This is a genomic window from Martelella sp. FLE1502, from assembly GCF_053484255.1.
On record NZ_JBAKFQ010000003.1, the window covers coordinates 228,069 to 253,091 of the forward strand.

General features: G+C 62.7%; 27 protein-coding genes and 1 tRNA gene. 17 read left to right on the plus strand and 11 right to left on the minus strand.

From position 1 onward, the window contains the following. Nucleotides 1–52: 52 nt before the first annotated feature. The gene (locus tag V6767_RS04295; protein ID WP_448472375.1) at nucleotides 53–988 is read left to right on the plus strand and encodes a LysR family transcriptional regulator; all 936 of its coding nucleotides are present in this window, start codon (nucleotides 53–55) and stop codon (nucleotides 986–988) included. On the opposite strand, the gene V6767_RS04300 is transcribed toward V6767_RS04295, so the two are convergent. Next, entirely contained in the window at nucleotides 934–1,392 is a 459-nt protein-coding gene (locus V6767_RS04300; protein ID WP_448472309.1) for a hypothetical protein, read from the minus strand. The two genes, V6767_RS04295 and V6767_RS04300, sit on opposite strands and share 55 nt — an antisense overlap. A 127-nt stretch (nucleotides 1,393–1,519) precedes the next feature. Between V6767_RS04300 and hisS the strand changes: the two genes are divergently transcribed. Then, a complete protein-coding gene (hisS, locus tag V6767_RS04305) occupies nucleotides 1,520–3,043 on the plus strand; it encodes a histidine--tRNA ligase (protein ID WP_448472310.1) in 1,524 nt (507 codons plus the stop codon). A 294-nt stretch (nucleotides 3,044–3,337) separates the two neighbouring features. Here the strand turns inward: hisS and V6767_RS04310 are convergent, their stop codons facing one another. Together V6767_RS04310 and V6767_RS04315 are read right to left on the minus strand one after the other, a co-directional pair. Next, a complete protein-coding gene (locus V6767_RS04310; protein WP_448472311.1) occupies nucleotides 3,338–4,138 on the minus strand; it encodes a creatininase family protein in 801 nt (266 codons plus the stop codon). A gap of 123 nt (nucleotides 4,139–4,261) precedes the next feature. Further along, nucleotides 4,262–5,173, minus strand: coding sequence for a DMT family transporter (locus V6767_RS04315; RefSeq protein WP_448472312.1), 912 nt, complete (start codon nucleotides 5,171–5,173; stop codon nucleotides 4,262–4,264). Between the two features lie 163 nt (nucleotides 5,174–5,336). On the opposite strand from V6767_RS04315, the gene V6767_RS04320 reads away from it, so the two are divergent. From V6767_RS04320 to V6767_RS04330, 3 genes are read left to right on the plus strand one after another with little or no spacing between them, the layout of a single operon-like run. Continuing rightward, nucleotides 5,337–6,635, plus strand: coding sequence for an adenylosuccinate synthase (locus tag V6767_RS04320; protein WP_448468532.1), 1,299 nt, complete (start codon nucleotides 5,337–5,339; stop codon nucleotides 6,633–6,635). A 51-nt stretch (nucleotides 6,636–6,686) separates the two neighbouring features. Next, nucleotides 6,687–8,474 (plus strand): hypothetical protein, encoded by a 1,788-nt coding sequence (locus V6767_RS04325; RefSeq protein WP_448472313.1) that lies wholly within the window; start codon nucleotides 6,687–6,689, stop codon nucleotides 8,472–8,474. Between the two features lie 52 nt (nucleotides 8,475–8,526). Next, a complete protein-coding gene (locus V6767_RS04330) occupies nucleotides 8,527–9,120 on the plus strand; it encodes a SagB/ThcOx family dehydrogenase (RefSeq protein ID WP_448472314.1) in 594 nt (197 codons plus the stop codon). A 124-nt stretch (nucleotides 9,121–9,244) separates the two neighbouring features. Here the strand turns inward: V6767_RS04330 and rpoH are convergent, their stop codons facing one another. Together rpoH and V6767_RS04340 are read right to left on the minus strand one after the other, a co-directional pair. Beyond that, on the minus strand, nucleotides 9,245–10,162 hold the full coding sequence (gene rpoH, locus V6767_RS04335) for an RNA polymerase sigma factor RpoH (protein ID WP_448472315.1): 918 nt from the start codon (nucleotides 10,160–10,162) through the stop codon (nucleotides 9,245–9,247). A 181-nt stretch (nucleotides 10,163–10,343) separates the two neighbouring features. Further along, nucleotides 10,344–11,369, minus strand: a complete 1,026-nt coding sequence (locus V6767_RS04340; protein WP_448472316.1) for an RluA family pseudouridine synthase — start codon at nucleotides 11,367–11,369, stop codon at nucleotides 10,344–10,346. 61 nt (nucleotides 11,370–11,430) lie between these two features. Between V6767_RS04340 and V6767_RS04345 the strand changes: the two genes are divergently transcribed. Beyond that, nucleotides 11,431–11,820, plus strand: a complete 390-nt coding sequence (locus V6767_RS04345; protein WP_448472317.1) for a hypothetical protein — start codon at nucleotides 11,431–11,433, stop codon at nucleotides 11,818–11,820. Then, on the plus strand, nucleotides 11,798–12,646 hold the full coding sequence (locus tag V6767_RS04350; RefSeq protein ID WP_448472318.1) for a TrmH family RNA methyltransferase: 849 nt from the start codon (nucleotides 11,798–11,800) through the stop codon (nucleotides 12,644–12,646). The genes V6767_RS04345 and V6767_RS04350 overlap by 23 nt, the downstream gene beginning before the upstream one ends. A gap of 10 nt (nucleotides 12,647–12,656) precedes the next feature. Here the strand turns inward: V6767_RS04350 and V6767_RS04355 are convergent, their stop codons facing one another. Together V6767_RS04355 and V6767_RS04360 are read right to left on the minus strand one after the other, a co-directional pair. Next, the gene (locus V6767_RS04355; protein ID WP_448472319.1) at nucleotides 12,657–12,923 is read right to left on the minus strand and encodes a hypothetical protein; all 267 of its coding nucleotides are present in this window, start codon (nucleotides 12,921–12,923) and stop codon (nucleotides 12,657–12,659) included. Nucleotides 12,924–12,936: 13 nt separating this feature from the next. Then, the gene (locus V6767_RS04360; RefSeq protein ID WP_448472320.1) at nucleotides 12,937–13,539 is read right to left on the minus strand and encodes a DUF1134 domain-containing protein; all 603 of its coding nucleotides are present in this window, start codon (nucleotides 13,537–13,539) and stop codon (nucleotides 12,937–12,939) included. A 234-nt stretch (nucleotides 13,540–13,773) separates the two neighbouring features. On the opposite strand from V6767_RS04360, the gene chpT reads away from it, so the two are divergent. Both chpT and V6767_RS04370 read left to right on the plus strand, forming a co-directional pair. Further along, entirely contained in the window at nucleotides 13,774–14,415 is a 642-nt protein-coding gene (chpT, locus tag V6767_RS04365; RefSeq protein WP_448472321.1) for a histidine phosphotransferase ChpT, read from the plus strand. Nucleotides 14,416–14,778: 363 nt separating this feature from the next. Beyond that, entirely contained in the window at nucleotides 14,779–16,170 is a 1,392-nt protein-coding gene (locus tag V6767_RS04370) for a hypothetical protein (protein WP_448472322.1), read from the plus strand. A gap of 101 nt (nucleotides 16,171–16,271) precedes the next feature. On the opposite strand, the gene ctrA is transcribed toward V6767_RS04370, so the two are convergent. Beyond that, nucleotides 16,272–16,970, minus strand: a complete 699-nt coding sequence (gene ctrA / locus V6767_RS04375; RefSeq protein ID WP_018065059.1) for a response regulator transcription factor CtrA — start codon at nucleotides 16,968–16,970, stop codon at nucleotides 16,272–16,274. Nucleotides 16,971–17,390: 420 nt separating this feature from the next. On the opposite strand from ctrA, the gene V6767_RS04380 reads away from it, so the two are divergent. Further along, complete coding sequence (locus V6767_RS04380; RefSeq protein WP_448472323.1) at nucleotides 17,391–17,741, plus strand: flagellar export protein FliJ; 351 nt, start codon at nucleotides 17,391–17,393, stop codon at nucleotides 17,739–17,741. Nucleotides 17,742–18,103: 362 nt separating this feature from the next. Here the strand turns inward: V6767_RS04380 and sciP are convergent, their stop codons facing one another. Together sciP and V6767_RS04390 are read right to left on the minus strand one after the other, a co-directional pair. Then, a complete protein-coding gene (sciP, locus tag V6767_RS04385; RefSeq protein WP_018065061.1) occupies nucleotides 18,104–18,379 on the minus strand; it encodes a CtrA inhibitor SciP in 276 nt (91 codons plus the stop codon). A 334-nt stretch (nucleotides 18,380–18,713) separates the two neighbouring features. Continuing rightward, nucleotides 18,714–18,788: transfer RNA gene (locus V6767_RS04390), tRNA-Gly, on the minus strand. 352 nt (nucleotides 18,789–19,140) lie between these two features. Between V6767_RS04390 and V6767_RS04395 the strand changes: the two genes are divergently transcribed. The 7 genes from V6767_RS04395 to V6767_RS04425 all read left to right on the plus strand — a co-directional run bounded on the left by V6767_RS04395 (nucleotide 19,141) and on the right by V6767_RS04425 (nucleotide 24,677). Then, the gene (locus V6767_RS04395) at nucleotides 19,141–19,638 is read left to right on the plus strand and encodes a prolyl-tRNA synthetase associated domain-containing protein (RefSeq protein ID WP_448472324.1); all 498 of its coding nucleotides are present in this window, start codon (nucleotides 19,141–19,143) and stop codon (nucleotides 19,636–19,638) included. 54 nt (nucleotides 19,639–19,692) lie between these two features. Beyond that, nucleotides 19,693–20,667: a thioredoxin gene (gene trxA / locus V6767_RS04400; RefSeq protein ID WP_448472325.1), complete on the plus strand. Its 975-nt coding sequence runs from the start codon at nucleotides 19,693–19,695 to the stop codon at nucleotides 20,665–20,667. A 14-nt stretch (nucleotides 20,668–20,681) separates the two neighbouring features. Then, entirely contained in the window at nucleotides 20,682–21,347 is a 666-nt protein-coding gene (locus tag V6767_RS04405; RefSeq protein WP_448472326.1) for an LON peptidase substrate-binding domain-containing protein, read from the plus strand. A gap of 9 nt (nucleotides 21,348–21,356) precedes the next feature. Next, nucleotides 21,357–21,545 (plus strand): Trm112 family protein, encoded by a 189-nt coding sequence (locus V6767_RS04410; RefSeq protein ID WP_448472327.1) that lies wholly within the window; start codon nucleotides 21,357–21,359, stop codon nucleotides 21,543–21,545. 525 nt (nucleotides 21,546–22,070) lie between these two features. After that, entirely contained in the window at nucleotides 22,071–22,655 is a 585-nt protein-coding gene (locus tag V6767_RS04415; protein ID WP_448472328.1) for a hypothetical protein, read from the plus strand. After that, nucleotides 22,640–23,623, plus strand: coding sequence for a hypothetical protein (locus V6767_RS04420; protein ID WP_448472329.1), 984 nt, complete (start codon nucleotides 22,640–22,642; stop codon nucleotides 23,621–23,623). The genes V6767_RS04415 and V6767_RS04420 overlap by 16 nt, the downstream gene beginning before the upstream one ends. After that, a complete protein-coding gene (locus V6767_RS04425; protein WP_448472330.1) occupies nucleotides 23,616–24,677 on the plus strand; it encodes a hypothetical protein in 1,062 nt (353 codons plus the stop codon). Before V6767_RS04420 ends, V6767_RS04425 begins: the two co-directional genes overlap by 8 nt. A 5-nt stretch (nucleotides 24,678–24,682) precedes the next feature. Here V6767_RS04425 and V6767_RS04430 read toward each other — a convergent pair whose 3' ends face one another. Beyond that, complete coding sequence (locus tag V6767_RS04430; protein ID WP_448472331.1) at nucleotides 24,683–24,985, minus strand: hypothetical protein; 303 nt, start codon at nucleotides 24,983–24,985, stop codon at nucleotides 24,683–24,685. Nucleotides 24,986–25,023 lie beyond the last annotated feature (38 nt).

Genomic DNA, 25,023 nt, shown 5'->3' on the forward strand with positions numbered 1-25,023 from the left:
CCATCGAATAATAATTGACGTTTCATTCGATTTTGGAGAATGTTTTTCCATGATGACCGTGGAACAACTCGTCGTGTTCGTGGCCGTGGCCGAGCGCGAACACCTGACCCGGGCGGCCGAGGCGCTGCGCCTGACGCCGTCGGCGGTGTCGAGCGCGCTGCGTAAGCTCGAGGACTTCTATCAGGTGGCGCTGTTCGACCGCGTCGGCCGGGGGCTGGTGCTGACGGCGGAGGGAAGAGTGTTCCTGGAAGAGGCGCGCGCGGCCCTTGCCCGCATCCGTTCCGCCGAGCAGGTGCTGGGCGAACTCGGCGGGCTGGAGCGCGGCCAGCTTTCCGTCTATGCCAGCCAGACGATTGCCAGCTACTGGCTACCGGAAGTGCTGATGCGGTTTCACGCGCGCTATCCCGGCATCGAGCTGAGGCTTGCCATCGGCAACACCACCACGGTGGCGGATGCGGTGGCCAAGGGCGAGGCGGAGCTCGGCTATATCGAAGGCACGCTCGACAATCCGCGGCTGAGAAAACGGCACCTGACCGACGATGCGCTGATGGTGGTGGTCGGCCCCGGCCATAAGCTCGCCGATGGCCGGACGGTGACGGCGGAGGAGCTGGTCGCATCGACCGGCTTCGTGCTGCGCGAGGAAGGTTCCGGCACGCGCTTCGAGTTCGAGCATGCAATGGCCGGCTTCGGCATAGCGGCTTCCGACCTCGACGTGGTGATGGTGCTGCCCTCCAACGAGGCGGTGCTTTCGGCGGTGCGCTCGGGCCGCGCGGCAACGGCGGTTTCCGGCGCGGTCGCTGCGCCATGGCTGGCGTCGGGCGGGTTGAAGCGGGTCGCATTCGATCTGCCCTCGCGCGCGTTCCAGTTGCTCAGCCACAAGGAGCGGCATCTGAGCAAGGCGGCGGCCGCGCTGGTGGCCTTCAGCATCGAGGCTCAGCCCGATGCGCTGCCGCCAAGGGCCAGCGGTTCCGGCGCGATCTCCAGATAAAGCTCGTGCGGCGTATCGGGCAGGCCACGCCGGTAGCCGAAATCGAGTTTCAGGGCGCCGGCCGTCATGCCCGCCGCTTCGGCATGAGCGTGCAGGCGCGCGAAACCCCCGGCGATATCCGCAAGCGGTCCGTCATGGCGAAGGCGAAGATAGCGCCCGGGCGCAACCACGTGGCGTTCCAGGCCGTCCGGTATCTCGGTTTTGCCGGCGGCCAGAAAGCCGAGAAACTCGGCATAGGTCCCATCCCCCTGCCTGCGGGAAACCTCCAGAAAGTTCTCGGCCTCCGGGGCGGCGGCGAACAGCCGCTCCCAGCCCGCGGGAACCGCTTTCGGCAATTCCTGCCATGTTCCGTTGACGGTCAGACCGATGCAGACGAGTTCAGGCAGGGATGTGGTTGCGATCATGATCGGTCCTCCTTTTCGCCGCCGCGTTCCGCCGCGCCGCGCCGGTTGCGGCCTTGGCGCTTGCCGGACTTCCGGCGATCCGTTAATCAGGGCCGGAAAATGAAGCTGTGTTCCGGATAGGTCAACCATGAGCGAGAAGAAGAAGAAACCGCAGAAGCTGAAGGCCCGCCTGCCGCGCGGCTTTGGCGACCGCTCCGCCGCCGATATCCGCGCGACCGAGGAAATGGTGGCGAAGATCAAGGCGGTCTACGAGAATTACGGCTTCGACCCGGTGGAAACGCCGATGTTCGAATATACCGATGCGCTGGGCAAATTCCTGCCGGATAGCGACCGCCCGAACGAGGGCGTATTCTCGCTGCAGGATGATGACGACCAGTGGCTGAGCCTGCGCTACGACCTGACCGCGCCGCTCGCCCGCCATGTCGCCGAAAACTTCAACGAGATCCAGCTTCCCTACCGTACCTATCGCGCCGGCTACGTGTTCCGCAACGAAAAGCCCGGCCCCGGCCGCTTCCGCCAGTTCATGCAGTTCGACGCCGACGTCGTCGGCGCCCCCGGCGTCCAGACCGATGCTGAAATGTGCATGATGATGGCCGACACGATGGAAGCGCTCGGCCTGAAGGGTGAGTATGTTATTCGCGTGAATAACCGCAAGGTGCTGGATGGGGTTCTGGAGGCGATTGGCCTCGGCGGTGAGGAGAATGCGGCGCAGCGGCTGACGGTGCTGAGGGCGTTGGATAAGTTCGACAAGTTTGGTCTTACGGGAGTATTCCAGCTTCTCACAAAAGGAAGACAAGACGAAAGTGGTGACTTTACGAAAGGAGCTGGCCTCGAACGCGAGTCATCTGAGCTGCTCTGCGATGTCCTAGAGGCCGCATCCGACTCGTTTGATGTTGAGCAGTTTCGTGAGCGCCTTCCAAGCAGTATTGTGGAGAGCCAAGTTTGTATTCTTGGACTGGATGAACTGCAGTTAATTGAGGATTTGTGTCGCGCGGCAGGCTACACAAGGGACCGCATCAAGATCGACCCTTCAGTCGTCCGTGGCCTCGAATATTACACCGGCCCGGTCTACGAAGCCGAGCTCACCTTCGACGTCACCAATGAAAAAGGTGAAAAGGTCGTGTTCGGCTCGGTCGGCGGCGGCGGGCGGTATGATGGGCTGGTGTCGCGCTTCATGGGCCAGCCGGTGCCGGCGACGGGCTTTTCGATCGGCGTGTCGCGGCTGATGACGGCGCTGAAGAACCTCGGCAAGCTCGGCGCATCCGAGATCATCGAGCCGGTGCTGGTCACCGTCATGGATGGCGATGCCGAGGCGATGGGGCGCTACCAGAAGATGACGCAGGAATTGCGCAAGGCCGGCATCCGCGCCGAGATGTATCAGGGCAACTGGAAGAAATTCGGCAACCAGCTCAAATATGCCGACCGCAGAGGTTGTCCGATCGCGATCATCCAGGGTGGCGACGAGCGCGCGGCGGGCACCGTCCAGATCAAGGACCTGATCGAGGGCAAGCGGCTCTCCGGCGAGATCGAGGACAATGCCGAATGGCGCGAGGCCCGCGTCGCCCAGAAGACCGTGCCGGAAGACGCCTTGGTCGAAGAGGTTCGCGCCATGCTGGCCGCGCAGGCGGAAGATCGGAAGCGCGGGGGCTGAGGGGCAAGTCTCTCAGTTTCTCTCGGCCTTTGTGATGGGCATAAGCCCCGCAGCCCATAATCTCCCCCCTTGAGGGGGAGATGTCGCGAAAGCGACAGAGAGGGGTAAAGGGCGCAAGCCCTAAAGGCCGCATACTCCGTGCTCTCGGAGAGGTTTCACCCCTTGTAACCTCTGCCCTGCAACACCTGGGATATTTGCGGTTGCGGCGCAGGCCGAGGAACGGACGGGCGGGGGCTGAAAGGTCCTCGGTCTGCAACGTCTGCTCAGGCCACAGGCCAACTACCGCCCGCTCTATCACCCCGGCGTATAAAGCTTCTCCAGCGGATAATCCCGCAGATCCTCAATCAGCTCGATAAAGCCCGCCGCCTGATGCCGGGCGATGGCCTTGCCTTTTTCGGCGGTGCCGGCCGCCGCATTGCCGACGGCGCCCTTGGGGTTGAGGTCGTGGGCGATCCAGGCGAGCGAATTGGGCGGGATCGGCTGCAGGTGGCGGGTGTTTTCTTTCTGCCATTTGGCGAGCGACGCGAAGTTTTCCGCATGCTCCATCTTTACGAGTTCCGGGCGGAAATGCAGCATCAGCGAGGTTTCGACCTCGCCGGCATGGATGCCATAGGTGCGCTCCTCGTCGCTGATCATGCCTTCGGGATGGCCGAACCGGCCCCATTGGGTGGAAACCACCGCCATGTTGAAGCGCACCCGCATTTCGCGTGCGACGATGTGCATGATGTCGAGATTGCCGCCATGGCTGTTGACGATGATCATCTTGCGAAGACCGGCCTCCGCGACCTTCTCGCCGATCGCGGTCCATGCCGGGATCAGGATATCGGCCCCGAAGGAGAGCGTGCCGGGGCCGTAGACATGTTCGTTGGCCTTGCCGATTTCCTGCACCGGCAGCACCAGAACGTCGAGATCGTCGGGAAGCATGGCCTGAACCGTGTCCAGCATGCCGCGCGCGATTGCGACATCGGTCGCGACCGGCAGATGAGGGCCGTGCTGCTCGGTGGAGGCGATCGGCAGGATCGCGATCGTCTTTTCGGCGTCAAGCGCGGCAAAATCCGGGCTCGTCAGTTCATTCCAGTAAAAGCGCTTGGCCATGTCTCACCTGTCTGATGTTCCCCGCCGCTTTTTTGCTGCGGCGTCTCAGACAGGTTTAGGCAAAGGACGTGATCGGCAAAAGCATCGTTTTGCGTCCCGTCCGCTCTCTTTTTGCGCGCAGTCTCAGGCCGGCTTCGGTTTGCCCCACTGGGCAAGCGCGATCCCGCCGACCACGAGCACAAGGGCGATCGCGTGGAATCCCGCAAGCTGTTCGTTCAGCACCAGCACGGCGATGATCGTGCCGAACACCGGGATCAGGTTGATGAAGATGCCGGCGCGGTTGGGGCCGATCACATCGACGCCGCGGATGAAGAAGACCTGGGAAATGAGCGATGGAAAAAGACCCGCATAGAGCACCACGCCGAAACCGATGGCGTCATGCGGGAAGATCGCGGAACCTACGGCGATTTCGGCCGCCACCAGCGGTATCGAGGCGATCACCGCGCCACAGCAGAACGATACCACCATCACCCGCCAGTCGAGCGGCGGCTTCCAGCGCAGCGCCACGGTGTAGCCGGAATAGCTGAGCGCTGCGGCAAGCGCGAGCAGGTCGCCGAGATTGAGGTCGAGGTGCAGCAGCTTGCGCATCTCGCCCTGCGATACGACGGTTGCGACCCCCGCAAGCGTCAGCATGAAGCCGGTCATCTGCACCACGGTCGAGCGGGTGCGAAACAGCGCGAAATTGATGGCGAGGATGCAAAACGGCAGGCTTGCCTGGATCATCGACACGTTGATCGCCGAGGTGAGCTGGAGCCCGGAATAGAGAAAGGCGTTATAGGCGGTGTAGCCGACCGCGCCGAAGGCAAGGACTGCCGGCCAGTTGCGTCTGACCACCGGCCACTCGCTGCGCAGCTGCGGCAGTGAAAACAGCCCGAGAACGATGGCGGCCAGGGTCCAGCGCAGGGAATTGAGAACCATGGGGGAAACGTGCCCCACGGCCAGCTTGCCCGCGGTCATGTTTCCGCCCCAAAGAAATGCCGTGATGGTGAGAAGCAGATAGGCCTGCCATTCGCTGGCGTTTGCGCCTGATTTCATGTCATTCGCCGATCCATTCGAGGGTAAGGACGCAATAGTCCGTCTGCCATGGGGCTGTCACGAGAAAATTTTGCGCTTGCGAGCGTGGGGGATCGCAATATGACAGCGAGATGGTTATAGATGCTGCGGCTTAACCGTGACTTAGGACTTCCAGGTAGGTGATATGACAAATGTTGTAGTGGTCGGCTCGCAATGGGGCGACGAGGGCAAGGGCAAGATCGTTGACTGGCTTTCCGAGCGCGCCGATATCGTGGTGCGCTATCAGGGCGGTCACAATGCCGGCCACACGCTGGTGATCGACGGCGTGAGCTACAAACTGTCGCTGCTGCCCTCCGGCGTCGTGCGCGAAGGCAAGCTTGCCGTCATCGGCAACGGCGTCGTCGTCGACCCGCATGCGCTGATCGCCGAGATCGGCCGGCTGGAAGCGCAAGGGGTGAAGATCAGCCCCGAAAATCTCCGTATCGCGGACAATGCGACGCTGATCCTGTCGCTCCACCGCGAGCTGGACGGCATGCGCGAGGATGCGGCCTCCAATTCCGGCACCAAGATCGGCACCACGCGCCGCGGCATCGGCCCGGCCTATGAGGACAAGGTCGGCCGCCGCGCGATCCGGCTGATGGACCTTGCCAATCTGGAAACCCTGCCGGCCAAGGTCGACCGGTTGCTGACCCATCACAATGCGCTGCGCCGCGGTTTCGGCGCGCCCGAGATTTCCCATGATGCCATCATGGAGGAACTCACCTCTGTCGCCGATCAGATCCTGCCTTACCGCGAAACCGTCTGGCTGCTGCTCGACAAGAAGCGCCGCGCCGGCCAGCGCATCCTGTTCGAGGGCGCGCAGGGCACGCTGCTCGATATCGATCACGGCACCTATCCCTTCGTCACCTCGTCGAACACGGTGGCGGGGCAGGCGGCGGCCGGCTCCGGCATGGGCCCGGGCTCGCTCGGTTATATTCTCGGCATCACCAAGGCCTATACCACCCGTGTCGGCGAAGGCCCTTTCCCGACCGAGCTCAATGACGAGGTCGGCAATTTCCTTGGCGAGCGCGGCCATGAATTCGGCACGGTCACCGGGCGCAAGCGCCGCTGCGGCTGGTTCGACGCCGTGCTGGTGCGTCAGGCCGTCGCCACCAACGGCATCACCGGCATCGCGCTGACCAAGCTCGATGTGCTGGACGGGCTGGACGAGCTGAAGATCTGCGTCGCCTATGAGCTGGATGGCGAGCGCATCGAGGCGCTGCCGGCAAGCCAGGGCGCGCAGGCGCGCGTCAAGCCGGTCTATGTCACGCTGGAAGGCTGGAAGGAATCGACCGTCGGCGCGCGCAAATGGGCGGACCTGCCGGCCCAGGCGATCAAGTATGTACGCCAGGTTGAGGAGCTGATCGGGGCTCCCGTTGCGCTTCTATCCACAAGTCCTGAGCGCGATGATACCATTCTCGTGACCGATCCATTTGAAGATTAAGAAAAAATCGTAGTATTGTCGCGGCACTGTCCCGCACAATAGGGGTGATTCATGGCGGATTTCACAGCAGTCATTCGGCGCGCGGTCGAAGGCCTTCCGGAACAATCTCCGGAATTGCGCGCCCGCGTCTATGAAAAGGCGCGCTCTGCTGTCATCCGGCAGATGGAAAACATGAACCCCCCGCCGCCGGAAGCGATGATCAAGCGGCAGATCGACAAGATCGATGCCGCGATCGCCGAGGTCGAAAGCGATTTCGCCGTGGCCCTGCCGCCCGATGAGGAGATTGTCGAGGACGGGTTTGCCGATGAAGCCCCGGTCGAGGAGGACATTGCCCCGGAACCGCCGGTGGAAGAGCCTTATCGCGACGAAGAACCTCATCGCGACGAAGAGCCGTATGAAGAGCCGCTGGAAGACGAGGTTGCGCCGGAACCGGAGCATCATTTCGAGCCCGAACCCGAACCCGAGCCGGAACCTGAACCCGAGCCTGCGCAGCCACGCCAAGCCACAGGCTTCCTGCAAGGCGCCACCTTCGAGGCGGTCAACCGGCCCGACAGGGTCGTCTATGAGCGCGCGCCCGATCCCGAGGAGTCCTATTCCTTCGACACACCGGAGGACGAAGAGGAAAGCGATGCCGGATCGGTGGTGGTCGAACCGGATGAGGATGAGCGCCGTGCCGCTGACGATTGGCGCTACGAGGCGGCGCCCGCCGCCGTGCCAACCGAACCGGCCGCGCCTGCGGGCGGACGGCCTGTTTCGGAAAAAGACTGGGCCCATGTGGACAGTCTTCTGGGGCTTGAGCCGGAAGAGCCGGGTTACGATGATGACGAGCGGTCTTCGGGTTACGGTCGCGATGACACCGAGCGTGGAGGACGCGGCGCGGCGAAACGTATTGTGATTGCGGTTGCCGCCGTCGTCATTCTGGCGGCGGTCGCGGTCGGCGGCTATTTCGCCTGGCAGAGCCGCGACACGGTGACCGCGCTGGTCGATCCGGGACAGGAGCAGGCTGCCGAAACGCCGTCAGAGACTGCGACAACGCCGGCGACAGAACCGGAGGCTGAAACCGCTCAGGCGCCGGCCGATGACGCTGCGGACGAGGGCGAGGCGGCAGGCGAAAAGCAGTTCACCCAGCGGCTGCTGCCGGATGGCACCGAAGTCGAGGAAGGCCTGCCCGCCGCCGGCGCCAGTGCCGGACCGGCGCGCACCGTCGCCAACCAGACATCCGGCGCGCCGGCGACTTCCGGCTCCACGCAGGAAGCGGCCGAGCCCGCGCCGCCGGTCGGCTCCGCGCAGAAGATGTTCCTTTACGAGGAGCAGCTTGGCCAGTCGGTGCCGTCGGCCTATCAGGGCACGGTGACCTGGGAGCTGAAACAGGAGAACACCGGCACGGCGGTGTCCGAACCGGTGATCGAGGGCGTTATGAACGTGCCCGATGCCGGGCTTTCCGGCGTGATCACCTTCCGCCGCAACGACGATTCCTCGCTGCCGGCGAGCCATCTCATCGACATTTCGTTCACGCTCGGCGATAATTTCCAGGGCGGCGCGGTTGACAATGTCCAGCGGATATCGCTGAAGAACACCGAAGCTGCCAGGGGCGATCCGCTGATCGCGGTCTCCGCCAAGATCACCGACGATCTCTATATGCTGGCGCTCAATGATTTCGATCAGGCGCGCGGACAGAACCTGGCCCTGCTCGCCGAGCGCAACTGGATCGATATCCCGATCACCTACCGCAACGGCCGCCGGGCGCTGCTGACGCTGGAAAAGGGCACGACCGGCATGGCAATCTTCGACCGCGCCGTCCAGGAATGGCAGGCGCTGGGCGATATCGGCGACAATTGAAGGCTTTCCGATAATGCCTGCACGCTTGCCGAGGTGAAGCGAGGCTGGACAGATGGATATAACGCTTGCTCAGGCGCTCAGCCGGCGTCGCTCTGTCCGCGCATTCGCAAAGCATGCGATACCGCTTCGCTCGCTGGAAAAAATCCTGTGGGCGGGCCAGGGCAAGTCGGGAGAGGATGACGGAAAGACCGTTCCTTCAGCCCACGCGCTCTACCCACTCCGGCTGTTTGTCATGGCAAGCAGGGTCGAAGGCCTTGAGAGCGGATTGTATGCCGCTGAACCGGGCGGGCTTGACCTGAGGAGCATCAATCATGCCGATTTGCGGCCGGCTCTGTGCGAGGCGGCGATTGGTCATCCGGAGTGGATTGCGAATGCGGCGTGCATTATTGCCATATGCGCTGACATGCTGACGCCGGTGCGGGCATTCGTTGAACAGCACCCCTATGGCGCGCGCGGCGAGCGCTACATCTTTCTGGAGGCGGGCGCGGCGGCGCAAAATATCCAGCTCATGGCGGTGGCGGAGGGGCTCGGAAGCGTTCTGGTTGGTGGTTTCAATGATGAAGCCACGGCCAGTGTTCTCGCGCTGGCGCCACCCCTCGTGCCTCTCGCGCTGATGTGCCTCGGGGCTCCGGTCCCGGAGCGCTGAGGAAGCACGTCGACATCGCCGTCACGCAACGAGAACGCCCTCACGCGATGATGCATGAGGGCGTTCTCGTTTGCATATGGCTTGTTCCCAGGCGGATTGACCGCTCAGGAACGCGGCGGTGCCGCTATTGCGAATCGTCTGTGCCTTCGCGCACGGCGCGGACCGCCTTGGCGTTGGCGGTGACCTGTTTCTGCACGGCGTCCTGCACCTTTTCGAAGGCGCGGACCTCGATCTGGCGGACGCGTTCGCGCGAGATGTTGAATTCGCCGGACAGCGATTCCAGCGTTTCCGGGTCTTCGGACAGGCGACGGGCCACGAAGATGCGCTTTTCGCGGTCGTTCAACACATCCATTGCGGAAGACAGCATGTCGCGGCGGTTTTCGAGCTCGTCCTGGTTGACGAGCATCTCTTCCTGGCTGTCATGCTCGTCGACGAGCCAGTCCTGCCACTGCCCGGATTCGCCTTCCGTTGCGCGGATCGGCGCGTTCAGTGAGGCATCGCCGGAAAGCCTCCGGTTCATCGAAATCACTTCTTCCTCGCTGACATTCAGCTTGGTCGCGATTTCGGTGACCTGTTCGGGTTTCAGGTCGCCATCCTCGATCGCCTGGATCTTGCCCTTGAGGCGGCGCAGATTGAAGAACAGCCGCTTCTGGTTGGCGGTGGTGCCCATTTTGACGAGCGACCACGAGCGCAGGATATATTCCTGGATCGAGGCCTTGATCCACCACATCGCATAGGTCGCCAGACGGAAACCCCGTTCGGGATCGAATTTCTTGACGGCCTGCATCAGGCCGACATTGCCTTCGGACACGACTTCGCCGATCGGAAGCCCGTAACCGCGATAGCCCATCGCGATCTTGGCGACAAGACGCAGATGGCTGGTGACGAGCTGATGGGCCGCGTTGCGGTCGTCATGCTCCTGATACCGCTTGGCGAGCATGTATTCCTGCTGCGGCTCGAGCATGGGGAATTTGCGGATTTCTTCGAGATAACGGTTGAGACCGTTTTCTCCGGCACGGATGCTGGGAAGCGTATTGGCCATGCTTTCACCCCCTTGGTGTTGCAATCCTCATCAGGTCAACGGCGACTACCGGGACAAAGCCCGCAATCCGACCATCGATTTTCTGGAGGGAAAACCCGATTTAAGTATGGCAGGCAAGGCTTTCAAGGGAATGAGGCCAAAAACTTTCCATTGACTGGAATGTTGTTGAGCGTGACCGAGCTCAGCCCTCGAAGGCTTCGCAAAGCGCGACCATATCGGCGGGCAGGGGCGCTTCGAAACGCATCTCCTCGCCGGTCGTCGGGTGCTCGATTACAAGCAGGGCCGCATGGAGCGCCTGACGGGGGAAGCCGCGCACCAGCGAGGCGGCGGGCTCCTCCAGCAAATTGACCTTGGTCTTGAAGCCCCCGCCATACATGTTGTCGCCGATCAGCGGGTGGCCGATATGGGCCATGTGGACGCGGATCTGGTGGGTCCGGCCCGTCTCCAGCCGGCATTCCACGAGGCTTGCCAGCGCGCTGCCATCCGGCTTTTCGCCGAAGCGGCGTTCGACCGTGTAGTGGGTGATGGCGAAATCGGCATCGGCGCTGTCGGCCCGTTTAACGGCGCGGCGAATGCGGTCCGGCGCGCGCCCGAGCGGTGCGTCGATCGTGCCGTGCAGCATTTTCGGCCGGCCCCAGATCAGCGCCTTGTAGGCGCGCTGCAGCGGCCCGGTGCGGCCGTGATCGGCGAATTGCGCGGCGAGCGACTGGTGGGCGGCGTCGTTCTTGGCCACCACCATCACGCCGGTCGTATCCTTGTCGAGGCGGTGGACAATGCCGGGGCGCTTTACCCCGCCAATGCCCGAAAGCGTGTCGCCGCAATGGAAGATCAGCGCATTGACCAGCGTTCCCGTCCAATTGCCCGCGCCCGGATGCACCACAAGGCCCGCCTGCTTGTTGATGACGATGATGTCGTCGTCCTCATGCAGGATCTCGAGCGGGATATCCTCGCCTTCGGGTTCGGCATCCTCCGCCTCGGGCATGATCAGGCTGATCGCCTCGCCCGGCTTCACCTTGCGGCTCGGCTCGGTCACCGGCTTGCCGTCGATCGATACCGCGCCGGTATTGATCAGCGACTTGACGCGGGTGCGCGACACGCCGTCGCCCATCGCGCGCGCAATGAAAGCGTCCAGACGCTCTTTCGTGCCCTCGGGGACGAGAAAGTCTTTTCTATCGGCCTGGGTTTGTTTAAACGGGTCGTCTGTCATCTGAACTTTGCAAGTGCGGTTCGCGCTTGTTAAGCGAAACCGGCCCCCGGAGCAATGGACAATGTCGCAACACCGCATTGAAGACGAAGAAGAGGAAAAGCCGCTCGACCCCGCAGTCGAGCTGGTTCGGCGGCGGATGCTGCGCCTGCAGGTCGTTTCCGCGCTGATCATGATTGTCTCCCTGATGGCGGTGTTCGGCGCGATCCTCTACAAGGTGATGAGCCGTTCGGATGAGACGCCGGTCGCCGAGCGGGGCGGCGCGATCGTGCCTGCGGATGCGCCAAGGGCGCTGACGGCCACCCTGCCGCGCGGCTTCGAGATTGCCGATATCAGCTATGGCGACGGTCAGGCGCTGATCTACGGCACCAAGGAAAACGGCGAGCAGACGCTCTATCTCTTCGATATCAATACCGGCCGCATGGCCGCCGATGTCGAAATCCGCTTCGACTGATATGGCCGCACCGGCAATCGCGATCACCGATCCCGACGATCCGCGGGTCGCGCCATTCCGCGCGATCCGGGAAAAGGATCTGGTCGGGCGGCAGGGCCTGTTCATCGCCGAGGGCACGGTGGTGCTCAGGGTGCTGGCCGAGGCGGATGCCGCACTGTTCGAGGCCGACCGCATCCTCGTGCTGGAAAACCGTCTGGCGGGCATCGCGGGCGTGCTGGAGGCATATCCGCCCAGCGTGCCAGTCTTCACCTGCAACGCCGCGGTGATGAACGCGATTGCCGGGTTCGACATGCATCGCGGGGTTCTGGCGCTGGGGCGTATCGCCAGCCGGCCAACGGCGGAGGAACTGGTCGCGACGCTGCCTGACGACGCGCTGGTGGTCGTCTGCATCGGTCTCTCCAATCATGACAATGCCGGCGCGATTTTCCGCAACGCGACCGCGCTCGGCGCCGATGCGGTGCTGCTTGATGAAACCTGTTGCGATCCGCTTTACCGCAAGGCGCTGCGCGTTTCGGTGGGCTCCGTGCTGAAGATGCCGTGGATCCGAAACGGCAAGGGACCGGCGATCCTGTCCGCGCTGGCGCGGGCCGGCTTCGACGTCGTCGCGCTCTCGCCCGCTGGCGGTGAGGCCCTGCAACATCTTTCGCCGGGACGACGCGTCGCGCTCGTGCTGGGAACGGAAGGCGAAGGACTGCCGGCCGAGATCATGAAGGCCTTCCGCACCGTGCGGATCCCGCAGGCCCCCGGGCTCGACAGCCTCAATGTCGGCAATGCGGCGGCGGTCGCGCTCTATCAGCTTGCGCTTGCCAAGGGGCGGATCGGATAAATGCGCCCTTTTACTTGTTGTCGGCAAGCAGGGCGCGGGCGCGCTCGGCAAGGCTGATCCGGTGGGCGCTGCGGGCCTGATCGCGCGAAAGCGCGGCTTCCAGCGCATCGCGCGCGCCCTCATTGCCCTCATGGTAGCGGTAGGCGATCATCATCGCGGCCAACTCGGCAAGAGCCGCGCGCAGGGCCTCGTCCTCGCGATCCGAGCCGGCGGCTTCGTCCACCTGGCTGCAGATCGCGGCATAGCGCGCTTCGATGTCGGCTTTGAGGTCGCCCAATCTAGCGCTCCGCTCAGAAGGGGTTCCAGGTCGGCCGCTCGGTCAGCTTCAGATAGCCGACATTGACGCCGAGACGCGCGCCGATGCCGGAGCGCACCGGAACCAGAATGATATTGCGGTATTTGTAGACCTGCATCGAGAAGCCGGCGACGATATAGGCCGAGCCCGAAACACCGCCATAGCGATGGTAGAGTTCGGGCACCGAAGGCAGGTTGTAGACCAGCATCATCACCCGGGAGCCGTCGCCGCCATAATCGATGCCGAGCGAGGGGCCTTGCCAGAACACCTTGTGGGAGCCGACATTCTTGGTGTTGAGGGTGCCTTCGCCATAGGTCAGGCCGGCGATGAAGGCGCCGGAGCCTTCCGCGCCGAGAATATAGCCGTTGGGCAGGCCGTATTTGGAAAACGCGTTCTGCAGGGTCTGGGCAAGGCCAGAACTTGCCTCGCCGAAGAAATTGTTGCCGGCGTCGACAATCTCATCGGGCGAGAATGTACCGGATTGCTGCGCTTGCTGCTGGGTCTGCTGTTGCGCGCCGGCCGGCACGATGGCGAAAGCCACCATCCAGAGGGCGAAGACAAATGCCTTGATGAACCTTACGGCGTTTCTGGCAAACATGGCGGTTCCATTCCTGTTGCTTTTTGGTCTGGTCCGCAAGCGCCGCCGGTTTGGTTGGCGGCAATCCGGCGGACGGCGGACTTTTGCCGGACATTGTGGGCCATACCCCTTAACAATGGATTTACCAAATGGGAGGATTTTGCCGGAAGCCGATTATCGCTTGCCATGGCGCGGCGATACCAGCAAAAGACAGGGGCGGCCGCTGGCCGCCTGATCCGAAGGATGGTGGACGCGATGAAGAACCCGAACCTGACCCTGAGCGGCGCAGATCTTGCGGCCCTGCTTGCAAGCCGCATCTGCCACGATGTCGTCAATCCGATCGGGGCCGCCGGAAACGGGCTGGAATTGCTGGACGAGGGCGGCATGGACGAGGACGCGCTGCAGCTTATCCGCCAGAGCACGCTTTCGGCCACCATCCACCTGAAATTCGCCCGCATCGCCTTCGGCGCTTCCGGCACGCTGGACACGCCGCTTGATACCGGCGAGGCGGAGACGGCGGCGCGCGACCTGGTCGGGCTTGGCAAACGGGTGACGCTCAACTGGAACGGCCCGCGCATCAACGCGCCGAAAAACCGGGTCAAGCTGCTTTTGAACCTGTTCCTTGTTGCCCTCACCACGATCCCGCGCGGCGGCACCATCGATGTCGGTCTTGATGCCGCGGGCGACATCTTCGCCTTCATCATCCGCACCCGCGGCAACTACGTTCAGATGCCGGCCGATTTCGCCCGCATCTATGGCGGGGTCATGGACGACCCGATCACCTCGCATAACGTTCAGCCCTATTACACCGCGCTGCTGGCGGAGGAGTCCGGCATGGCCATCGAGTTCGTGGTCAATGAGGGCGAGGTCGTGTTCGAGGCCAAGCCCGCGACCTGAGCGCCGACGCCCGCTTTCTTTTGCGGTGCAGCAGACGCTATCCCATTTTTGCCAAGCTTTGCGGATAATATTCCGGCATTGAATCGCTCGCAGCACGTCTTACGGGAAACAATTTCCCGCCCGAGCCGTTTCTGCGAAGCCTGAACTTGCAATTTTCCCGTCAGTTTCTGAGGGAGAGCCCAGCCGTGAGATATCCGCAATTTCGCCCGGCCCTGCCGGCGGTCTTGAGCGTATTTGTGCCCAAACCCGACCGGTCCCCGGTCGCCATCCCGTCGTCGAACGAACCGATTGTTCGCAGTTGCACAAGGCGTAATGCCCGCACCGACGGCATGCCCTCCGGCCTCCAGCCGCATGATGCCGACCGTGTCTGATCGAAACGTGCGAAACAGAGGCGCCGCCAGGCTGGGCATGGGCGCGCTTGCGGGCGTCGGGCTCGCGCTTGCCGGCTGCGCCTCCCAGCAGCTGCAGCAGACCACCCAGCAGATCGACCTGATGGAGCAGGAACTCGGCGCGCAGCCGCCCGAGCCTCCGGCCGATGGAACGGTACTGGGCCCCACTGAGCTTCTGGCGAGCGCGGAAGGCGGCGGCAAGGATTTCATGCGCGCCCGCATCAGCCGCGCGCGGGCGATGCTCGAGCTCGACAAGGTCAAATCCGCGCGCTTGCCGCGCATCAGCGCCGAGGCGCGCCAGATCGCGACCTATACCGGCGATGATCTTGGCGATGTCACAGGAACCTCGAATATCGTGCTCGGCGTCAACTGGGACATCTCGAAGGCACTGCTCCGCCTCGATCAGCCCTCGGTCGATGTCGCAGGCCGGCTGATCCCGGTGCAATACCAGATCGCCCAGCGCACCGCGACGTCCAACCTGCTCAACACCTACAATGAATATACGACCCTCGATTTCAGGCATAAAAACGCCGTGTTGAAGGAAAAGGGGCTTGCCTGCCGGGCCGGCGATGTCGAGGCGGAGGTCGAAAACGAAGAGGCCACGCAACGAGAGTTGAAGGCGCTCAAGGCGCAGGTCGCCGCCGCCCGCCACGAAGCCGACGCCGTGTCGCGATTGCTTAACTCGAAACGCGACGAATTGCTGGGCCTGGCAGGCCTTGCCGAGGGCGGCTATCGCGTGGCGCCGGAGCGTTCCGTGCTGTCCTCGCTTTCCGGCTTCGAGGCCGTGAAGCTCAACGATGCCGAGGCCTGTTTCGCAAGCTCCGGCAAGAAGCGCCTGGAGGATCTGCTCGTCGAAGCCTCGGCCGCGCAGCTCGATCTCGCCCGGCAGTCGCGTTTCACCAAGCTGAAAACCTCGATCCCCAGTTTCATGACCCAGACCGGCGGCCTGAACCTCCAGTTCCTGGTGTCCTATGTCCTGCCGCTGATCGATGAAGGCGATGCGCTGCGCATGACGCAGAATGCCCGGCTAACGCTCATGGAGACGATCCTGAGCGCGCGCGACAACCGCCGCGACTTCATGAACGACTTCAACGCCCTGAAACTCGGCATCGCCGCCGCCGAAAGCGACCTCGCCGCGGCAAACGCTTCGCTGGTGCGCGCGGAAAACCAGTTGCAGAATGCCGATGAAGCGGCCCGGTGCGGAGAAACTGTCGATGTCGAGAAGGCGAAAACCGCCGTCGCGGCCGCGAAATTCAAGATCGACATGCTTAAGAGCCGCCTATTGCTGCTCTGCGCCCCGCTGGGCGAGAAGACAACAGATGAGACGGGCGCGGCACAGCTTGCCGGGATGCGAAGCGGGAAATGAGATTCTGCGGGCCTGCTCTGCCCGAACGGATGGCTGGGGAGCCCACCCAAACGAAAAGCGGCGCCGGGGCGCCGCGCTTTCTTAGAGCCTTGTGAACCGCATCAGGCGCGCTTCATTTCCTGCTGGTCCTGCTCGCGCAGCACATAGCCGCGACCCCAGACCGTTTCGATGAAATTGGTGCCGCCGGCCGCGTTGGCGAGCTTCTTCCTGAGCTTGCAGATGAAGACGTCGATGATCTTCAGTTCCGGCTCGTCCATGCCGCCATAGAGATGGTTGAGGAACATTTCCTTGGTGAGCGTCGTGCCCTTGCGCAGCGAGAGCAGCTCGAGCATCTGATATTCCTTGCCGGTCAGATGAACGCGCTGGCCGCCGACTTCGACGGTCTTGGCGTCGACATTGACGGCGAGATCGCCGGTCGAGATGATCGACTGCGCATGGCCCTTGGAGCGGCGCACGATGGCGTGGATGCGGGCGACCAACTCTTCCTTGTGGAAGGGCTTCGTCAGGTAGTCGTCGGCGCCGGAGCCGAAGCCGCGCACCTTGTCGTCCGTGCCGGACATGCCCGAGAGAATGAGGATTGGCGTTGCGATCTTCGAAACCCGAAGCGCCTTGAGCACTTCATAACCGGACATATCCGGCAGGTTGAGATCGAGAAGGATGATGTCGTAATCGTAGATCTTGCCGAGGTCGACGCCTTCCTCGCCCAGATCCGTGGTGTACACGTTGAAGTTTTCGCTCTTCAGCATCAGCTCGATGCTTTGTGCTGTGGCGCCGTCGTCTTCGATTAAAAGAACCCGCATGTCTTTCCCCTTGAACCGCCGCTGTGAAAGGTCTGTTGTCGCCCCCGACGCGATACGGACTCAGTGATGACCTGATTTGGAAGCTGCCATCTAATGGTTAACAAATTCTGATTCTTTTTGGCAAGACAGCCAGAAGATATTAATGAACATTAGAATGGCATTGATTTCATTGAATTTTTTTCATCTCAAAAGCCGATAAAAAAGATTAACCAAAACTGCTAAGTGACTCATCTGACTCGCTAGTTTTTGTTTGAATCCGCGATCGCGGTTTACCGACCCTTAAGCCCTGACGGCTATGATCGGACATGACTGTAAACGAAAGGTTACCGCGATTTCGATTTCGTTAATCATTTTTGGCGCGAATCAGAAACCGAGGGGGGACCGATCCGCTATGCGTTCGTCAGCCGGGGAGTTTTGCGTATGAAGGCACGAAACAGTCTGTTGCGTCTGAAGGCGTTTCAGGTGAAGGAAAAGAAGCGGCAGTTGCAGCAGTTGCAACTCATGATGGATGAGTTCGCCCGCATGTCCAGCGAACTGATGCAACAGATCGCCGCCGAGGAAAAGAAATCCGGGATCACCGACCCCGGTCATTTTGCATATTCGACATTCGCCAAATCGGCGCGCCAGCGGGCCGAAAATCTGGCTGTCTCGGTTGCCGATTTGCGCGAGCAGCGCGACAAGGCCGAGGCCGAACTGGCGGAGATGGAACTGGACTATGAGCGCGCCGCAGCCCTTGAGGAGCGCGACGCAGCCGGCCGCAAGCGCGCCTGACGGCTGCGCCAAGGGGAAGTGCTAAAACCAAAGGCCGCATCGCGATGATGCGGCCTTTGGTCTTTGGGGGGGCAAGGACGGGCGTGATTGATATCGTGGCGTTTCGGAAGGTTTGCGCTTGAAATCGCGAGGAACCGAAAAGCGGGGCGCTACCGTCGTCTTCTTTGGAGAATCAGCTTAGCGAAAGACCGATCTCCGCTCTTTCGATCGAGGCTTGGGCTATTTCGGAAAAAGCCGGCATTGATGCGGCGGCGCTCTGCCCTGCCGCGTCAAAATGCCTGCGTGATGAGACGGGCCGCAACGAAACATGTGGGTCGTTCGGTGTCAGCCTGGAGCCGCCAGACGGCGCGATGTCGCGCCGGTCAGTTGCGGTATTGCTGGATCCGCGTGGTGCGCAGGCCCGCAAGGCCGTGATCGTCGATCGAGGCCTGCCAGGAGAGGAATTCCTCCACCGTCAGGCAGTATCGCTCGCACGCCTCTTCCAGGCTCAGCAGGCCGCCGCGCACGGCCGCCACGACTTCCGCCTTGCGCCGGATCACCCAGCGCCGCGTATTGGAAGGGGGCAGGTCGGCAACGGTCAGCGGACTGCCGTCGGGACCTATGACATATTTTGCGCGAACGCGGGCTAGCTCGGTCATCGTACTCTCTACAAAACTCACAACCTACGCTCACAACCTAGCGCCACACTTTTAAAATTTGCCTAAGGCAAGTGTAACGCTCTGGTAACCAGCTTTTCCGGCTTCCATGCGTGCGATGTTGGAAAGGAGAATTTGCAAGGACGAGGGTGCGCGGATGCACCTATCGCGAGAGGCGGTGACGATATCCGGACGGAGCCAGGGCCGATAACGGACGACGAGCCAGACCAGCCGCCAGCCGGCGCGCTGATGTCGAAAATGGCGCGACAAAGCGGCTTTTCAACAGCCGAAAAGACCCGCGTCGGAGTTTTTAAGCTATTGATTTTCTTGGGAAAACTGGAGCGGGCGAAGGGATTCGAACCCTCGACCCCAACCTTGGCAAGGTTGTGCTCTACCCCTGAGCTACACCCGCTCATAAAACCCGGCCGGGGGTAGGTCTGAGGCCGGATATGTCGTCTCGCCGACGACGAAGGCGTATATGGCCCAAGCGGATTTCAAATGCAACAGAGAAATTACGGGAATGGCGCATTTTTTTGGATGAAGCGGAAAGGTTCTGTTTTTCAGTATTTTAGCTGAATTGCGGCGTGCCTGCCGTCATTGGCGGCGAGCTGTGGCCCGAATTGCGCCCGGCCGCGGCGGCGAAGCGGGCGGGCATGCCGGACTGCCTGACCCGCAGCCATTGCCGAGTCAACCGGCGCGACAGAGTTGCATTGGCCGGCGATTGGTGTTGAAACAGGCGTCAATTCGAAACCGGAACGGCCCTGATGACCAAGACCTCCGACGACGTGTTCGCCTTTCTCGACGAACTCGGCATCTCCTATCAGAATCACGAGCATCGGCCGGTGTTCACCGTGGCCGAAGGCGATGATCTGCGCGAGAAGATCCCCGGCGGCCACACCAAGAACCTTTTCGTGAAGGACAAGAAAAGCCGCTATTTCCTGCTGACGGTGGAGGAATATGCTACCGTAGATCTGAAGACGGTGCACACGCTGATCGGGGCGTCGGGGCGGGTCTCTTTCGGCAAGCCGGAGGCCTTGATGGATTATCTCGGCGTCGAGCCCGGCTCGGTGACGGCGCTGGGCGCCATCAATGACGATGAAGGCCAGGTCACTTTCATCCTCGATGAAAGCCTTATGGAAAACGAGATCATCAACTGCCACCCCTTGCGCAACACCGCCACGACCTCGATCGGGCGCGATGATCTGTTAAGCTTCATCAGGGCCACCGGGCATGAGCCGGTTGTCTTGAAAGTGACGGCGTGACACACGATCTTAAATCCAACAGAGACGGGGCCTATAGGCCATACGGAGAGAGTGATGAGCGGATTTGACAACCCCTATGGCGGTTCCTTCGGCGGCCAGATGAATGTTTCGGCCGATGGCGCCGTTAACGGTGCCACGCCGCCCGGCGGGCTGATCAAGGATACGACTACCGCCGAATTCGGCAAGGACGTTATCGAGGAATCGAAAGCCCAGCCGGTGCTCGTGGATTTCTGGGCGCCCTGGTGCGGCCCGTGCAAGCAGCTTGGACCTGTGCTGGAAAAGGCGGTGAACGCCGCCGGCGGCAAGGTGAAGCTGGTGAAGATGAATATCGACGAGCATCCGTCGATTGCCGGTCAGCTCGGCATCCAGTCGATCCCCGCCGTCATCGCCTTTTCCGCCGGCCAGCCGGTGGATGGCTTCATGGGCGCGGTGCCTGAAAGCCAGGTCAACGAGTTCATCGCCAAGCTTTCCCAGAACAGCCCGTCGGAAAAGGACCGCAAGGCCGAGATTGCCGAGGCGCTGGACCAGGCCGAACAGATGCTCGCCGACGGAAAGCTGCAGGAGGCCGGCCAGCTTTTCGCCGCCGTGATGCAGGCCGATCCGGAAAACCCCAAGGCGCTTGCCGGCATCGGGCGCTGCATGGTGGCCGCCGGCCAGCTCGACCGCGCCCGCCAGGTGCTGGAGCAGGTGCCGGAGGAACTGCGCGAGGATGACGCCATCAAGGCGCTCGCCACCAAGATCGAGCAGATCGAGGAGGCGCGCAAATTCGGCGATCCGGCAGCCCTTGAACATGCCCTTGCCCAGAACCCGGACGATCATGAAGCGCGCATGAAGCTCGCCAAGGTGCTGAATGCCGAGGGCAAGCGCGAGGAGGCTGCCGAACAGCTTCTGATCATCATGCGCCGGGACCGCGAATTTGACGATGACGGCGCGCGCCGGCAGCTGATTTCGTTTTTCGAGGCCTGGGGGCCGAAGGATCCGGCGACGATCGCCGCGCGCCGCAGGCTTTCGACCATTCTTTTCTCGTAAGGGACCAGACCGCCATGCAGGTTGGCAATGCCCGTTATCTGACCGCGAAGGATCTGCCGGAGAGCGCTCCGGTGTTTCCGCTGACGGGTGGGCTTTTGCTGCCGCACGGGCAATTGCCGCTCAATATTTTTGAGCCGCGCTACCTCGCCATGGTCGATCATGCGATCGCGGGCAATAGGCTGATCGTGATGGCCCAGCCCGCCCGCCACGACGAGACGCTTTCGGTCACCGACGATACGCCGGTTTCCAACATCGGATGTCTCGGCCGGATCACCTCGTTTGCCGAGACTGGCGACGGGCGCTACCTGGTGGCGCTCGCCGGCATCTGCCGGGTGCGGCTGATCGACGAGGTGAAGACGACGCACCCGTTCCGCAGCTTCTCCATTGCGCCGTTCCTCGGTGATCTCAAGACCGAGGGTCAGGATGAAGGCGTGGACCGGGCGGGTCTTATCCGGGCTTTTCGTGCCTATCTCGATTCCGAAGGGCTTGATACCGAGTGGGATCACATCGAGCAGGCCAGCAATCTCACCCTCGTCAATTCGCTGTCGATGATGGCGCCCTTCGGCCCGGCGGAAAAACAGGCCTTGCTGGAAGCGCCCGATCTCAGGGCGCGGGCGGCGCTGTTCATCGCGATCATTGAGTTCGCGCTTGCCGGCGATCCCGGCGACCGGCTGCAATAGGGACGGACGATGATTGCCAGGGAAGCCGGGATCGATCCCAGAATGCTCGAACTTCTGGTCTGCCCGCTGACCAAGGGCCGGCTTTCCTATGATGACGAGCGCCAGGAGCTTGTTTCGCAGAAGGCGAAGCTCGCCTATCCCATCCGCGATGGCGTGCCGATCATGCTGGCCTCCGAGGCCCGTCCGCTTGAGGATTGACGCCGGCTTTTTGTCCGCACTTGCTGGCGGCAAATCACTGTTCTAGTCTCCGCTTTATTAGCTGAATTTGCACGGTAAACCGGAAATGGTTTCATTCCGTAAAGGTTTGCGGATTAGAGCCCTTCAGGCTTAAATGGAATTCGTTCTGTTTGCCCAAACCGGTCATTCCACGCGAAGAAGCCCGCGCGTCATAGCCATAGCTATGGCGAAGGGCTTCGACAAAGTGGATGGCCGGTTTCGGCAAACCCGAAGGGCGGCATGAATTTGCGCCATTACCGGCGGTCTTCGGCTTGGACATAGCGACGGCTATGCCCTGCGCCAAAGCCCTTGGTCCTGGCGCAAATTCCTTGCCGCAGAACGCTTCCATTTAAGCCTGAAGGGCTCTAACGTGCATCAAAGACGCGGGCCGGCGCAGGCCTTGCGCGGGAACAGACAAGGAGCATGGCCGGGGTCCCGGACGATGCTTCGGAAGCATCGGGTTGCCCCCGTGGCGCGGCCGGGCGGGCGGTTCAGGACGGAGAACGGATGTCGCGTGTCATCATGCAATCGCCTGCCGGAGACGAATTTTATCCGGTCCGGGTGGAGCGAGCCTATTTCAAGCGCGGCGATGCCATCGTGGAGGGCGATCCGCTCTATGATCTGGCGACCGCCAATGGGCGGCAGTTGCGTATTCGCGCAACCCATGGCGGCCGCGCGGTTTCGCCGCCCTTCGAGGCCGGCGATTTCCTGAACGCGCCCGAAAGCCTTCTCGAGATCGAAACCGGCCTGCATCAGCGCGCGCGACCAGACCCGCAGCCGGTCAAGGCGCCCGCGGTCCCTGCGTGGGATGATGATGTCGACGATGAGGTGTGGGATGCCTCGGCAGCGCCTCAAAGGCCGAAGCGGGATCCGCGCAAGGTTCTGCTGTGGCTCAGCGGTGGCGTCATCGCCGTTCTGCTTGTCTGCGTGGCGGGCTGGTTCACGCTGTCCTATATGCCGCTTGCCACAGACAGCGCGGAGACCGGCGGCTATTACGGCGCGCGCGTCGGCCTTGAGCCGCTTGGCGGCAAGCGCCGGCTTTTCGTATCCGATGAACAGCAGGAAAGGTTCGAGCTATGGCTCGGTTCTTGACGTCGCTTCTCCTGGGATGGCTCGCGCTGTCTCTGTCGGCCGCTGTGGGCGCTGACGGCAACAGGCTGGTAGAGGCGCGGGGGCAGGCCTATAGCGCCAGCTTCACCCCGCCCGGTTTGCCGGCGGACGAGGCGTCATCAAGCGCGCTTCTGTGGGATGCCGACCTGCAGATGGCGCTGGAGGATGACGCGCCGGTGCTGACCGCGGGCTTTCGCTATGAAATCGAAGACTGGCGCTATCTGCTGCCGACATTCGGGCCGGGTGATGTGCAGGTCTGGTCGCCATCAGGTGAGGCCGGGGCGCGATTGCCCGAGGAGGCGCCGCGCATCCGGCCTTCGGATGTCGAGATGATGTTCCGGTTTTATGCGCCCGCGCAGAACTCCTATGTCGGCCTATCGCAGAAGATCGCGAGCCCCGGCGTGCCCGGCGAATGGGTCGAGAGCGCGCCGTCGCGGCCCGGCTGGGACCGGACTTTCATCTGGCTGAGCGGCATCAACAAGGATGCGTGGCTGTCGCCGGAAACGGCGCGCTCGGTCTGGGACGGCGAGCTTCGCCCCGAAGGGGTGGAGATCGTGCAAGCGGCATGGGCGGCGGACGAGCTGACGGCGTTTCTTGCGGAAAACAACATGCGCAACCGCGCCGTGGCCGCCGCAGAAGCCGTCAATCGGCTGCTTGACGGGGTCAAGCGCAGTTTCGGCTATGAGGTGGCGGCAATGCGCGAGGACCCGCAACGCTATCTGGAACCGGCCTTTCGTCGCGGCGTGCCGATCGCGCTTCTGCGCAAGCTCGAGCGGCTGCAAAACCTGCCGAACGGACTGAAGTACGGCGATGCCGCCGCCTATGAACAGGCCCGCCGGGAGGCCGGTGCGATCATGGCCGCCATGGAAAGGGCAACCGATGCGGGAGAGAGGCGGGGTGCAGAGCCGGGCGGAAACGGACAGCCGACCGGGGAGGGCGCCGATGAGTAGGCGGACATTGCGGCAACGCGGATTTCTGGTCCTGAACGCGCTTCTGGCAGCCTGTCTCCTTTCGTCTGCAGCCGCCGCCGCCACTCATGTCGAAGCGGTGGATGGCAGCGAGGGGCGGGACCGCAGCCTGGCGGCCATCGTCAGCGGTATAGATCAGGTGGTCTGTTCGGGCACGGTCATTGGTCCGCGCCATGTTCTGACGGCGGCGGCCTGTGTGATCGATCCCGAAACCGGCGCGCCGTTCGAGAACCGCCAGATCATGCCGCAGCTCGATCTTGATGACGGGTATATTCCCGCCGGGCGGCGCTTCGTTCAGCGCGTCTATCTGCCGTCCGCCGATGCGCCCTTCGGTCCGGGCGCTTCACTGAACGACCAGCTTGCCATCGTCGAAGTGAGGGAGGCGGACGGGCAGCCGGCCCTTTCCGAGGTCACCACTGAGGCGGGCTTTCACTATGGCCATGCCGGCAATGATGAGGGGCTGGGCGTGCAGTTTTATGACGCCGCGACCGGCGGCCAGATGACGAGCGCCGGCTGCGCGGCGCTTGCCATCAGGGCCGGCGACCTCATGCCGCTCTCCTGCGCCTTGCCGGACGGGGCTCAAGGCGCGGCCATCCGTTCAGCCTCGGGCATTGTCGGGGTCTATCTCGGCCCCGGGCGCGGCCGCTATATCGGCAAGGCGGAGCAGGAGGGGATCGGCCGGATCATGACGGGGCTTCAACCCGGCCAGTTTCGGGCGGCGGAGGCCGGCTACGCGCCGTTCATCTCGTTCGTGCTGGCGAATGGCTGCGATCAGCCGGTCAGCTATATCGCCCGGTATCGCCCGATCGCGGCCGGCAAGGACCAGCCATTCTCCACGGTTTCCGGAGAGATTGACGGGGGGCGAAGCGCGATCCTGCCGCTCAAAACCGAAAACGGCGTGATCTATCTGCGCGGAACGGCCGATGGCGGCAGGCTGGTCTGGGGCGGTGATCACCGGTTTGGCGGAGAAGGGTATTTCAAGGTGGCGATCGCCGCCTGGGGCGACCATTTCCACACGCTGAGCTGCGGCGAATAGGCGCCTTAGGCGTCGGGTTTGTCTTTGCTCGTGAAATAGTGCCGATCGGGCGAGAAGAAAAAGACATAGGCCATGTAGGCCGCGGCCGCGCCGAACGGGATCGCCCAGAAGGGCGAGCCGATGAACAGCTCGGCCACAGCCCAGCCGGCGGAGAGCGCCACGGCCAGGATGCGCACCCAGAGCGGTTTCAGCGAAGGGTGTTTGAGATCGAAACTCTTGCGCCAGTCCATACCCGCCATGATCGCCTTTCTCCTGCGGATGCCTTCCCCGCACAAGGGGGCACCGCTTTGTTTGTCTGTCTCGCGCATGTCGCGGCGATTTCACCCCGCTACATGCGGGTCCACAA